This is a genomic window from Bacillus sp. REN3, from assembly GCF_017912555.1.
Taxonomy (GTDB): domain Bacteria; phylum Bacillota; class Bacilli; order Bacillales; family Cytobacillaceae; genus Mesobacillus.
This window is the reverse complement of the sequence record NZ_JAERSD010000043.1, coordinates 1-12,628: the sequence shown is the minus strand read 5'-3', so window position 1 is coordinate 12,628 and position 12,628 is coordinate 1. Positions and strand designations below refer to the sequence as shown.

The following is a 12,628-nucleotide window of genomic DNA, read 5'->3' as shown; positions in this document are numbered from 1 at the left end:
CTTGCCTTTTGCCATACCGACACACCTCGTTATTAGTTGATATATTTATTATAACAATCTGTGTCTACTTTTTAGTCGAGCATCAAGCCCACTTGATTTCCCTTTTTTCCATCGGCTGGGCTATATTATTGATGGCCTGCTTCATTTCTTCAGGAGTATCGCAGCCGCCTGTGATATTATCTCCGTTCAGGACGACAAAGTCAGGCTTTTCATCATCAAACACTTTTTCCATCAATTCAATCGTCCTTCTGTCAATATTCTCGTCATCTTGCGTATCATTGAACTGGGCAATCTTAAATTTCCCATCAGGTTTGAATTGAAGCTTCATTTCCATGTTTGCCGCCGCATATGCCTTTGATCCAAATAAATCTGCCGGAATTCCAGCGGATGCAAGTGTCAACGCCAGAGCACCCACTCCTCCCGCCTTTAAAAAATCTCGCCTCTCCATACCTTTACCAAGTTCTTGATTCGCCATAAAAAAACCTCCCCTATTCAATGTTACAATGAAGTGCAGGGAAGGGTTTTCGAGCTTCTTTGGGCGGAAGCTTGGGAACCCGCCCTATGAACTGTTTGTTATATTTTTAAAAAAGGCTTGTTCGCGGCAATCGGTACGTCAGCTGTGTTCCATTTATGAAAAGCATTTGTCATGATAATGGTTTGCAGTGGGAGCAGAAGCATCAGTAAAATAATCTTTGTCATCAGCATTGTGAAATAGGTATTTGTGTAAAATGACAGGAGATATAAGACTATGTTTTCAAAAGATAATTGGATTATCGTCAATATCATGATCATTAGAATTGCCTTTACTATGTTCTTTTTGACAAACCTGGTTGACTTGCCCATCGCCATTTTGATGCTTTTGGTTCCATCTGCCATGAAAAACGGCACGAAGTAAAATAACAGCAGAACGATGAGACCTGGAATGATGAAGAACAGTCCACCGACAAATACGCATAGTGCATACACACAACCAAAAAGGTAGATGGGAATCGCCTTATCAAGTGAAAACGAGATGGAAGATTTTAAAGGATTGTCTTCCCCTTCCATTTCCAACAAAGTGAACCTTATAAATGGAACTTGCCCGATTGTTAAAAAAACTAGCATGAAAATTCCATTCGCAGCGTCTCCAATCAAGCCTGGATACTCAGCAAACCGTGTTTGATAATAGATATAGTTTACTAGGAACGCATGCACAAGCAAGAGTGGCACGTACGTCAACAAAGAGAGTACTAAAATTTTTGTAAACTCCCTTAAATATACGCCGAATGAATCTGAAATAATTCCTTTCATAGCATCTCCTGTTATTGGGGATTTCTTAATTTGCCAAGCATCTTCTCTTCAAAAAAAATCTTGCCCTCTAATTCAAACTTTTCTTCCAGAGATTCATCTAATTTCTGCATATCAATTACCGCTTCATTCCCCAGTTCATCCTGTTCAAATTGTTGTAGCGATTTCTCTAATGTTGTTTGGTTGGATTGTTTTGCGGCTATCAGAAGGTTTTTTATTTTCCTTAGATCATTTGAAGGTATTTGACCGCTTACTTTATCCAATGAGTTGATCACTGTTTCATAGTCTTGAACAAGCGACTTTTCCCTAATTCCAAATGAATACATTACCACCCTATTTTGATTAAATGTATTCTTAATCTCTGTCAATAATTCAAAGTCAAAAAAGCCTTGTTCTTTCTCTACTTTTTTTTGGAAATCTACGAGAGTATCAAAGATCTCCTGTAATAAAACCGGATTTTCTAGTGTTATATTGGTTTCCTTAATGATGCGATCGACAGATTCCCTTTCCTCTAAAGATAGAACTTCAAAGGCTTTACGATGCCTTGTCAACAATGCAGTTCTTTCTTTATAAGGGGCCATGTCCTTCTTAATTTGCGGATAAAGATCGGAAATGGCCTGTGACATGATTGTATTATATTGAAGTATATAGTTGTAAGGCTTTTCTGCTTGAGAATATGGTACAGCATCCCCATCTTGGTTTAAGATGAGATACCCACTCATCCCGCCAATTGGAGTTAAATATTGAGTTAAAAAGAGATAATCACTCCCGTCAAAATAGGCGTAGCCCCAGTAATCCCATTTCTCATAAAATTTTTTATATTTTTTTATACTTCCAAGATGTCTGGGTGTTGCTTTTGTATTAATCATAGATAGCTTTCCCTTCATTATCCGCCAAAGACTGATTTAAAGAATCCTGTCACCTTTTCTTTGGCTTTTTTGAACTTCTCCTTAACATCTTTCATTACTTTTTCTCGGTTCCTATAAAGCTTATGCCCTAAACTTGCCACAGTCAATACACCACCGACAACCATCATGCCAGCAGCAATTGGCTGCGCACCCGGGATTAAGGCCACTCCAGCAGCCGCTCCAGATATAATGGAGCCTGCATTCCCAACAAGATCCATACTGGTGGCCACTTTATCATCAAAATTTTTCGCCTTATTGAATTTCCCAACGTTCTCAACTGTATCCATTATAGTAAATGGCATCGCGATAGCAGACACTACTGCATTAGCAGGTGTAAATGTTTTACCCGCCTGTAATAACTCATCATATTTCTGTGCTGCCGCCGCCAAGTCTCCAGCTTTTTTTAATTCATTAAGGGCTTTGTATCCTTTAAACGTATTATAACTATCATAAACTCCCTTTGCCTTAGATACCGTATCTGAGGAATCATAAAGAAAGTCAACTGTTGTGTCTCCTTTGGTCAAGCTCTTAAAGCCAGAAAGATAAATACCTTTCTTATAATCTAATAGGTCTTTCATGGTCAGTTCTTTATTTTGGGTAACCACTTCGATTGCTAGCTTGGTAGTTCCTCCAATAACATCCTGTACGGCAAAAGATGCAGCATCTTTCGTCTCGACATCTTTGAAATTAAAGAAAGCTTCATCACTTGCTGGATCGCTTTTATCTATTATTTGTTTGTTTTTGGAATCTGGGTTGGAGTCATCTGAGTTGTTGGATGGGCCTGGAAGTTTTCCGTCAGGATTGGGCGGATTTGTTCCATCCGGATTGCTTGAAGGGTTATTTGGTCCTGTTTGGCCTGGACCATCGGGATTCAGTTCCCATTTAGGCGCCGTCTTCCACGGTGAGTTGTTCCATTGAGGTTGTTGTTTCCAATAGGAATCGTTCCACTGCGGAGGCAATTTCCAGGTAGGGTCCTTCCATTGTGGCGGAGTTGTCCAGTTAGGCTCCTGCCATTCCGGCGGTACTGTCCATGTTGGATCTTCCCATGTCGGCGGTGTAGTCCAACCTGGGTTTTCCCACTGTGGTTTTTCCCACTGCGGCTTTTCCCATTGCGGCTTGGACTCCCAGGTACCCCAGGCATGCGCTTGAATGGCCATGAACCCTGGATTGGTAAGCAGAATGAGGACGGATGCCAACAGCATTATAAATATTCTTTTTACGTTCTTCATAATTCACTACCTTCCATTTGATTCCTGTTCTGCTTAACTATAAATTGATATCCAGATTCCAGCCTATAGCTTCCGCGAAGTCAAATGTTGGTCCTTGGCCCTTTTGCTTAACCAGACGCTGGCTTTCTGAAAAATATTCATTATATTTGAAGGCTTTATATTTTGTGGCTGTTTCCACTTCAATCCGATTTTTCTCATTCAATACAACCTTTGTTTCGGGAACTTCACCTTGATTGTCATAGATATTAGCCGCTACCTGATAGCGGATTTCCGCTTCCACATTGCGAAGTTCACTGTTAAGGAACGCAGGCAAAAATAAATTACCGCTCTCGAGTTCCTCTTTAATTACCTGATTGATGGCTTTGTGCTTTTTTTCCGAATCTGTCAAGGTATAGGGAAGCCTATTTTTTGCTTCCTCTACTTGCTCTCCCAGCGGCTTTAAATCTTCAATATCTGTAGGTATAGGCACTCTTGCCAGCTGTAAAACAAGCCAGCTGTCATATCCTTCAATTGCTGCTTCTAATCGGTCAAGGACGATTCCAGAAGCGACAATGCTTGCTTGCTCGGCATTGTTTGAAGCATGTTCTTTTTCAATAAAAACATTGGCAAAACTTAAGATTAACAGGAACATCAACAGAAAGATTCCGAACAGACTGATTATAAACAAAGTAGTATTTCCTTTTTCATTTTTTAACAAACCCACTTAATCCATCACCCGGCCGCTCACAGACTTTTGGAAAGATACTTTCGGAAGGGCCTCCACGTATTTTTCCGGAATGAAAATCAGTTCCAGATTTACATGGAGGGTAAGCTTGAAATCATTTCCGCTGCGGTAGGTCTCCTCCACTCTAACGAAATCAAGGTTTCCTCCCGCGTTATCAATAAATTCACTCGCTGTAGCACTCGTCTCACTGAGATTCCCAGAGGTCACCGCGTATGTTTTGGCTGCCTCGTTCAGAGCTGACTGCGAAATTATGACAGCATAGCCGGCAACAAGGAATTGCCAAAATATCATCAAAATCAAGAGGACAAGGGGGATCATTGCCAAGAACTCAATGGTGGCGGATCCTTTTTCATTATCCAGTCTTTCCTTTCTCTTCATATCCATGGCTCCCCCCTTATCGGACACTAATTATTTGGTGCATTTTCCTTGTAAATTTTATCTATTTTCTCCAGCGTCTTTTCCTGTTCTTCATTTGTTGCATTGATCAGGACAGCTTTTAATTCTTGTATAGAATCCATTTGTCCTTCATAGTATTGTTCATTCATTTCTAAAAGTTTCTCTTTTTGTTCTGTGGTTAATTTTTCTTTGTTCTTCAAGTCATTTACTGAGAACATGATCAGGTTTTTCTCCTGAATATTATCCATATACCATTTATTGGTTATCTCGTAAATATTCATCGATTGCTTATTATATTTTTTGTATGTGCTAAGATTTTGATTGTTTTTCCAATTCAGCCACTCTAAGGATTCCTCGACTGTTTTATTAAATTCATCATAGAGCTGCTGCTGGCTTTTTACATTCGCATACGTACCGCCTGCTGCTTTCGCGACATCCTGCAGCTGCTGCTGGTCCTTGCCAGCCACGTCAAAACCGATGATATTCACAACGGGGGCAATCCCTGAATCTTTGAGACTTTTAGCTGCTGCCACAGGATTCCCGCCGCATGTCTCAATGCCGTCACTTACAATATAGATAATATTCTTATTATTATCTCCTTTATACTGACTGAGATCCTTTTGAGCTTCGGCAATCGCCTTGGCAAGCGGGGTCCAGCCGGCAGGCTTGAAATTGCCGAGGGCCTTGCTTAAGCTTTCCTTGTTATAGGCCTGCATTGGATAGATAAGTTCATTGGATGAGCATGACACTTTCTTGTCTTTGTCAGAGCCCGTCCCTTTATGCCCATACACCCTCAAGCTAATATTTGCTTCCCTTGGAAGAGACGAAGCGAACCTTTCTATGGATTCCTTCGCCAGTTCCATCCGGGTTTTCCCGCCAAGCTTATTTGCCATGCTTCCGCTGGAATCCAGAATTACTTCAACATTGAAGGTTTCCGGCTTCGCATCTGCAGGTGTGTCCTGTTCAGGCACACTGACTGTACCAGATGCCATGGCAGCCTTCGGATCTTCATATTCCTTCTTATACAACGAATACAGGTGTTCGAATAAATCGGTCAGTTCAGAATCAGAAGCTTTCTCAGAAAGAGCGGGAATGGCTTCAAGGGCCATTTTGACATCATTATCGCCAATCCCTTTTGCTGAAGAGAGCTTTCCAACTGGATATGCCATCATCTCTTCAAGATTGCCTGGCACTGGCGGACTATCAAAGACCACCCCTTCTTTTTCTTCTTCCCCTGGATTCTGCGCGCTTTCTTTTTCTTTCTGCTCATTTTTCACTTGACTCTGGGGTTCAGTTTCCTTAGTGGGCTCAACAGAGCATGCTGTAATAAGCAAAAAACAAGATAAAAGAAAAAAGTATCGCTTCAAAGAATAAAGCATATAGATCCTCCAAACGTTATTTCGAGTTTAATTTCCGCTGTTGATGCTTTGGATCATTTCTGAAATTTTGCCCACGATGGCACCCGCCAGACCTTCCCCTTGTCCGTCCATTGCTCCTGCAACAGTGAACATGAGCGCAACGATGACAGCAGCCAGGCCTACCCATTCAATTGTTGAAACACCTTTTTCATTTGATACACTTGCTTTTGTCCTCGTAAGCAATGCTGACATCCCGTTATTTACCTTTTCGATTGCATTTCCTATCAATTTTTTCATGTTTTTATTCCTCCTAATTTAATTTTTATTTTGAATTTCCATAATCCAAATTCAGCCGGAAAAGGTTAGATTCCACACATCACCCCTTTCATAAAATTTAACTTGTAAAGAGTTTAACGATGCTGTCTTCACCATAAATCATATTAAGGATGACCAGACCAATGATCAGCAGCATAATCAATGGAGCAATGATAAAAGAAGTGATTAGCGTAACCTTTGGAGATGCTTTCGCTGCCTGTTCCTTTACCTGCTCGAGGCTAATTTTTCTGATATCCTCGGATTGGCTTTTAAAAGTAGCAGCCATAGGCACTCCAAGCCTCGTCGATTGGATCAGAGACTTAATAAAGCTTTGGAATTCCTGATTGTCATTTCTAGATAATAATCCTTGGTAAGCTTTTTCCCTTGGCACACCCAATTCTATTTCCTGTATGAATATAGAAAATTCATCGCGGATTGGCCCGCCGAAATAATGAATGACTTCTTTAATAGAGCTGTCTAAATTGGAACCTGCCTGGAGGCTTATACTAACTGTATCCAGAAAATCCGGAAGGTCCCTTCTTAATTGATCCTGTCGTTTTCTGGCCTTAGATCGGACCAGCAAAATTGGAATGAAGAACCCAAGGAATGGAAACGTAACAAATGCAATATTTGCTAATGGGAACCCCAGTATGACCAGAAAAGAACCTGTTATAAAACCTAATATGGCACAGACAATCTTAAATCCCTGGAATCGGGAAACAGATAGATCGTATGGGTTTCCGGCTTTTTTTAACAGGACGCCAACCTCATCAGATTCACTGAAGAAGTTGATTCGTTCCCCTAATGAGGAAAAATCGTCTGCATATCTGGATAGAAATGCAATGATCCTGTCAGAACGGCTTTTTTTCTTATAATTCATTACGTTAGAAGTTACAGCGATTTCGGTCACATGCTGTTTAAGAGTTTCTTTCTTTTTTACATATACATATAAATTTCCCATTCCAAATAAAAATGTTAGCCAGAATAGCAAAATCGTTATAAGGATAAAAGAGTCCATATTCTACACCTTTATATTTGTAACTGCCCGGACAAGGAAAAGAGCAATTACCATCCCAATAATAAAAATGATCATCAGTATCGCTCCCGGAACCGTAAAAATAAGTTCCAAGAAGCCATCCATCATATTATTCAGCATGAATAATAGAAAAATAGGCATCGCCGGCAGGATATATGAGATAAAACGCTGTTCGGCAGTGGCTGTTTTAATGGTTTGCCTGAGAATTTTCCGCTCCTCCAGCGTATGGGCCATTTCATGCAGCACTTTTGTTAAATTTCCTCCAGCACGTTTCTGAATCAAAAGTGCAGAAATAAATAACTTGTATTCTCTTGTTGGCACTCGCTTCTCCATCTCTTTTAACGCCCTTTCAAAATCAAGACCAAGCCGGATGTTGTGGGTGAGCGCTTTGAACTCTTCTTTTGCTGGAGCATCCACCTCTGCCGCAACCACCTCCAGACCTTGAATGATCGTCATTCCTGCCTTCGTTGCATTGCCAAGCAATCTGCAGACTTCAGAAAGTTGATTATTCAACTTTTCAATGTATTGGTTTCGCCTTAACAGAAAAATCATCCAATAGATCATAAAGCAAGCGACTGAAGAAAACAGCACACTATATATGAATGGAACATTAAAAAATCCATAAAAGAGAAACGAAAGAGTGAAACCGATGAATAACAGAATCGCATAAAATTCTGATGGCAGGAAATTAATATTCGCGTACATCAGCTTCTTTTTTAGTTCGCTAGCATATTCTGTTTGATCAAAACGATCACCCAGTTTCAATATGAAACTTTTTCGGTTATTTTCCCTTTTAAAAATCTGCCCGAATTTCTTTTTGATCTCCCGCTTTTCTTTTCTATATCCCAGGTAATTATATAGCCCCCAGATCAACAGCAAAAAAGATACTCCAAATAATGCGGCAATCTCCATCAGCAGCACCTCCTAAAGGCTGAAAAGATCGGATGGAAGCTCAATTCCAAAAACTTTGATTCTCTCTAAGCATCTAGGCACAATGCCTGTAGCGGCAAAATATCCATCGACCTGGCCGTTTTTCTTAAGGCCCATTCGCCTGTAAGTAAAGATTTCCTTGATATCAACTTCTCCATCTTCTCTTCTATAAATCTCACAAATAGAAGTGACTTTTCTTGTTCCGTCTGTCAGCCTTGAACTTTGCACGATGATATCCAATGCCCCTACAATGTACTCTCTTACTATATGAGAAGGCAAATCCATTCCGGCCATGACCACCATGCCTTCCACGCGGCGCATGGCATCAAACGGTGTATTGGCATGGACAGTAGTGATGGATCCTTCATGTCCAGTGTTCATCGCCTGCAACATATCAAAGGCTTCTGCTCCTCGGACCTCACCAACGATAATTCTGTCAGGCCTCATCCTTAATGAGTTTTTCACCAGGTGACGAATGGTTATTTCCCCTTCTCCCTCTACATTTTCCGGTCTTGCTTCCATTCCAACAACATTTGGCTTATCCAGCCTAAGCTCGGCGGAATCCTCAATTGTGATCACCCGCTCCCTTGCAGGAATGGAATTACCCAGCACATTTAGAAGCGTTGTCTTTCCGCTTCCAGTCCCACCCGAAATGAGAATGTTCATTTTTGATTTAACAATCGCATCAAGGAATAGCGACATTTCTTCATTTAATGTTCCGAAATTCAGTAAATCCTGCATTTTAAAAGGATCTTTCCTGAATTTCCTGATGGAGACAAGCGGGCCGTTCAAACTTATTGGAGGGATGACAGCATTGACACGGCTTCCATCTGGCAAACGCGCATCAACCATCGGAGAGCTGTCATCAATTCTCCTTCCTAATGGAGCTACAATCCGGTCAATGACGTGGCGGACATGGTCATCATCCTTGAAACGGATTGGAGCTTGCTGGAGTTTCCCGAGTTTTTCAATATAGATTTCTTTATGGCCGTTGATCAATATCTCCGTGATTGTCGGGTCATTCAGGAGCGGCTCCAAGGGACCATAACCAATGGATTCATCTATTATTCTCGTCAATAGTATTTCTTTGTCATGCCGCGGAAGGATGATTTTCTCTTCACTCATAAACTGGCTGATGAGCTGTTCAATTCTAAGCCTCATTTCACCCTGCGCCAGGCTAGTAAGAACTTCCAGGTTCGCCTCTTTCAGAATTCTGGTTTTATAATGTTCTACAAGCTCACTAATGTATTGATCCTCTAAAACCGTTCTTGTGCCTAACTGGTTATCACTTAATTTCCGATCTGTTTTCCTTACGAATAATGACATCTGTCATCAATCCTTCTAATGTTATTCTAAAATCTGGCTGACCCACTTCTTGATACTCTTCGCAAAAGGGATGAGTTTCTTCTCACCCGCTTCTTTCCTGAAGGGTTCGCTTTTGTTTATAAACGCCTGCACCCCTTTAATATCCCTCGGAATCTTAAATGCAACCGGATAAGAAAGGACTTCTTTCAAGTCATTTGGCTGGATTTCATTCTCTCTGCCTACTTCATTGAATAAGATTTCCATTCTGCCCTGTGTTTCAAAGCCCAAACGATGGAATAATCCTTCAACCTGCTTCAGCATATTAATGGAAGGGGCATCAAGGTTTAAACAATAATAAATTTTATCGGACTCCTCCAGAGCTGCATATGTGTTCACATTCATATCGGTTGGCAAATCAACCAGCACGAAATCATAGCTCCTTCGGCAGGTCCGTAAAATTTTAGATACAAATCCGTCAGGCAGATTTTCTGCTACTTCGGCATCCCGCGGGCTCAAAAGCACCTCTAGCTTTGAATACTTTTCTTTCTCGGAGACATTCCTGATATGACTTTCGTTCAGTTCATCGATAACCGGGAGCAAGTCAGCAACAGAACGGTTCGATTCGATTGATAAGAAGGTTTCTGCTCCACCAAATTGCAGATTAAGGTCAATCAGGATGATCTGGGCTGTCGATTCCAGTTTTAATGTCTGGGCAAACGCAGTGGAAATGATGGTTCTGCCGCTTCCACCTTTTCCGCTGTAAAAGGAAAGGATTTTCCCTCTTCCTCTTTTGAATGATTGGTTCGCAGCTGCGGTTTCCGCCATCTGCTGCTGTCTTTGCGTTGCCATCAATATAATGCTGTCCATTCTTCCATAAAGCATCGTATTCTCATCAGGCAGCACAAAGTAATCTACTACACCCGCGCGAGTTACATTTCGCAGGGTGTCAAAGTCTTGTGTGAAAGCGATGTACACGATTGGCACATTAAGGCTAACCGTATGAATATAATCGATAGAATCAACAGAGGAATGATTTTCAGACTCCACTAAAAACACTAAGTCCGGAGCTAATCTATCCAATTCTGATTTCAAATCTTTATGGCTTACTGTATCGACTTTATCAAAGTCATTAAAAAAACCTGCTAAATGATTGAGTGATTGATTTTCGTCACTTACTACTAAAATTTTAATCTGTTCACTCATATTGCTCTCCACCCTTTGTTGTCAATTACTCTCATGGATTTTAATTGTTTGCTTTCTTTTCAGCTTCCTGCTTTTTTTCTGCAGCTGCTGCAGGCGCCGGCTGCTTAGCTTTTGGTTTTTCAGCAGCCTCTTTCTTATTTTGGACTGGAGCAGAAGCAGGGGGTGGGGCAGCAGCAGGAGTATTTTTATCTGTCGCTGTCGAATTTACCTTTTCTCCTCCAGTTGCTGCTTTATTCTCATCTCCTTTTCCGACATTGGCCTTAAGGATGCGCATGCTGTCAGCATAATTTTCCATATGTATGATTTTGGGGGCATTTTCTGCAGAAACCTCAACGACCACTCCTTTGAATTTTTTGCCGCTGAACAAAGGATATGCAACCGAGACATCTTCCATAAAGATTTCGGTAACCGGTTTTCCTCCAAAGTCATGGGACACAATGATATCAATCCGATCCAGCGATTCAAGAGTTTCATCGAAGCTAACCCTGTCAGAGTGGGGAATGGCTACTAATCTATTATTCTCATTTGCGATATTAGAAACAGGTTTAATCATTTGTTTGGTTATAATGTCATTTTTACTTAACGGAACTACCAAGACTTTGTTGTAGAAATCTTTCTCGTCTGTCACATGGGAATCCTCATTTACAAACCGATTAGGAATTTCCAATGTCATGACTTGATTTGGCTTTATCAGTGTCCTGGATGGGATATTATCGGCTGCCACATAAACTTTCGTCATGCCTCCTAGCTCTGAATTCAGGTCCCTCACTTTTTTCAAAGCAAAAAAGCCAGCTGCTGTTGCTAAAAGCAACGAAATGGTAATAAAGATAATTGCTCTGCGTTTCGACTCAAGCATCCTAAATCTTCTCTCCTATGAATTGGATATTTTTTCATTAAATTATTATTTCTGGAAGTCAATCTCCTTCTAATTACCCCGTTTAAAATTTTCCCAAACGGGTTTTTATTAAAAACTTCCTTCTAAGTGCTATTTATTTCTTACCATCTGTTCACATTTCCGTCAAACTCTCCATGAGAAAAGTCGAATTTTGTCTGTAATTATTTTCCTACTAAAATCTCGATATCAAAATAAATTTACATGCAAAAAGTCACACTTTTTGTTTTTCGTTTATATTATTCATTAAGGTTTCGAAAAAAATAAGGGGTGTTTTTTACATATATTACAAACTGTAGGTATTTAAATCTATTTTTAAAGAGATTTTGCTAAAATTGAATAGTACGTCTTAGTGATTATTAATCGTATTTCCTTAGTTTAGCAAGGCTTGTGTCATTCATGATTATGTAATTGTTCAGCCACAAGGCCGGATGATGTTTCTACTATTTTCATATAACTTATAAATAAATAATCCCTCCCAAAGGCCAGAAAATGTGTTACTATTTTAAAAAATAGAAAGAGGGTCTCAAATGAACACTACTTACTCAAATTTGCAGCGACAAAGACGAGAACGCTGGTCCTTAATGCCCTTTTCATCGCATTGACCCTTGTCGCCACCATGTTTATCAATATTAAGCTCCCTACAATCGGGAACGGTGGGCTTATCCATCTGGCAACGTTCCTCTTTTCATTGCCGCTTTTATTTTCGGCAAAAGAACTGGCTTCATCGCCGGTGCCTTTGGAATGGGGCTCTTCGACGTGATTTCCGGTTATGCACTTTGGGCGCCTTCTTTGCCTCTTCAAATTTGTCAAATACAACTTTTACTTTTTTATTTATGATAATTTCTTGCTTTATTAATTCTTTTTCACTATTGAATGTATATATATCTGTGACGCTTGTATCATATGCTTGGAGAAGGTTTCTGGCTTCCTCTTTTACTTTCAGTCCCTCCTCATCAAACCGTACATGAGGTTTTCCCTCATACGGCTTTCCGACGTTCTTCTTTCTTTGGCAGTACGTACCGGCCTAACTAGCCAATTTCAC

Annotated in this window: 13 protein-coding genes and 1 pseudogene; 1 reads left to right on the top strand and 13 read right to left on the bottom strand. The window is 40.5% G+C overall.

Going from position 1 to position 12,628, the window contains the following annotated elements:
- Positions 1–82: 82 nt before the first annotated feature.
- The 13 genes from JJQ88_RS20710 to cpaB form a co-directional block, all read right to left on the bottom strand.
- A complete protein-coding gene (locus JJQ88_RS20710) occupies positions 83–475 on the bottom strand; it encodes a twin-arginine translocation signal domain-containing protein (RefSeq protein WP_210367937.1) in 393 nt (130 codons plus the stop codon).
- Between the two features lie 98 nt (positions 476–573).
- A complete protein-coding gene (locus JJQ88_RS20705) occupies positions 574–1,290 on the bottom strand; it encodes a hypothetical protein (RefSeq protein WP_210367936.1) in 717 nt (238 codons plus the stop codon).
- A gap of 11 nt (positions 1,291–1,301) precedes the next feature.
- Complete coding sequence (locus tag JJQ88_RS20700) at positions 1,302–2,156, bottom strand: hypothetical protein (protein ID WP_210367935.1); 855 nt, start codon at positions 2,154–2,156, stop codon at positions 1,302–1,304.
- A 17-nt stretch (positions 2,157–2,173) separates the two neighbouring features.
- Positions 2,174–3,424: a hypothetical protein gene (locus JJQ88_RS20695; RefSeq protein ID WP_210367934.1), complete on the bottom strand. Its 1,251-nt coding sequence runs from the start codon at positions 3,422–3,424 to the stop codon at positions 2,174–2,176.
- A gap of 37 nt (positions 3,425–3,461) precedes the next feature.
- Positions 3,462–4,127, bottom strand: coding sequence for a hypothetical protein (locus tag JJQ88_RS20690; protein ID WP_210367933.1), 666 nt, complete (start codon positions 4,125–4,127; stop codon positions 3,462–3,464).
- Positions 4,128–4,532, bottom strand: coding sequence for a TadE/TadG family type IV pilus assembly protein (locus JJQ88_RS20685; RefSeq protein ID WP_210367932.1), 405 nt, complete (start codon positions 4,530–4,532; stop codon positions 4,128–4,130).
- Positions 4,533–4,552: 20 nt separating this feature from the next.
- Positions 4,553–5,923: a vWA domain-containing protein gene (locus JJQ88_RS20680; protein WP_210367931.1), complete on the bottom strand. Its 1,371-nt coding sequence runs from the start codon at positions 5,921–5,923 to the stop codon at positions 4,553–4,555.
- A gap of 27 nt (positions 5,924–5,950) precedes the next feature.
- A complete protein-coding gene (locus JJQ88_RS20675; RefSeq protein ID WP_210367930.1) occupies positions 5,951–6,199 on the bottom strand; it encodes a hypothetical protein in 249 nt (82 codons plus the stop codon).
- A 97-nt stretch (positions 6,200–6,296) separates the two neighbouring features.
- The gene (locus tag JJQ88_RS20670; RefSeq protein ID WP_210367929.1) at positions 6,297–7,235 is read right to left on the bottom strand and encodes a type II secretion system F family protein; all 939 of its coding nucleotides are present in this window, start codon (positions 7,233–7,235) and stop codon (positions 6,297–6,299) included.
- Between the two features lie 3 nt (positions 7,236–7,238).
- Positions 7,239–8,165: a type II secretion system F family protein gene (locus JJQ88_RS20665; RefSeq protein ID WP_210367928.1), complete on the bottom strand. Its 927-nt coding sequence runs from the start codon at positions 8,163–8,165 to the stop codon at positions 7,239–7,241.
- A 12-nt stretch (positions 8,166–8,177) separates the two neighbouring features.
- Positions 8,178–9,509: a TadA family conjugal transfer-associated ATPase gene (locus JJQ88_RS20660; protein WP_210367927.1), complete on the bottom strand. Its 1,332-nt coding sequence runs from the start codon at positions 9,507–9,509 to the stop codon at positions 8,178–8,180.
- A 21-nt stretch (positions 9,510–9,530) separates the two neighbouring features.
- The gene (locus JJQ88_RS20655) at positions 9,531–10,691 is read right to left on the bottom strand and encodes a CpaE/TadZ family protein (RefSeq protein ID WP_210367926.1); all 1,161 of its coding nucleotides are present in this window, start codon (positions 10,689–10,691) and stop codon (positions 9,531–9,533) included.
- A 40-nt stretch (positions 10,692–10,731) separates the two neighbouring features.
- Positions 10,732–11,547: a Flp pilus assembly protein CpaB gene (gene cpaB / locus JJQ88_RS20650; protein WP_210367925.1), complete on the bottom strand. Its 816-nt coding sequence runs from the start codon at positions 11,545–11,547 to the stop codon at positions 10,732–10,734.
- Positions 11,548–12,113: 566 nt separating this feature from the next.
- Between cpaB and JJQ88_RS20645 the strand changes: the two are divergent.
- Positions 12,114–12,372 (top strand): annotated as a pseudogene (locus JJQ88_RS20645) (ECF transporter S component); the annotation flags it as partial.
- Between the last annotated feature and the right edge of the window lie 256 nt (positions 12,373–12,628).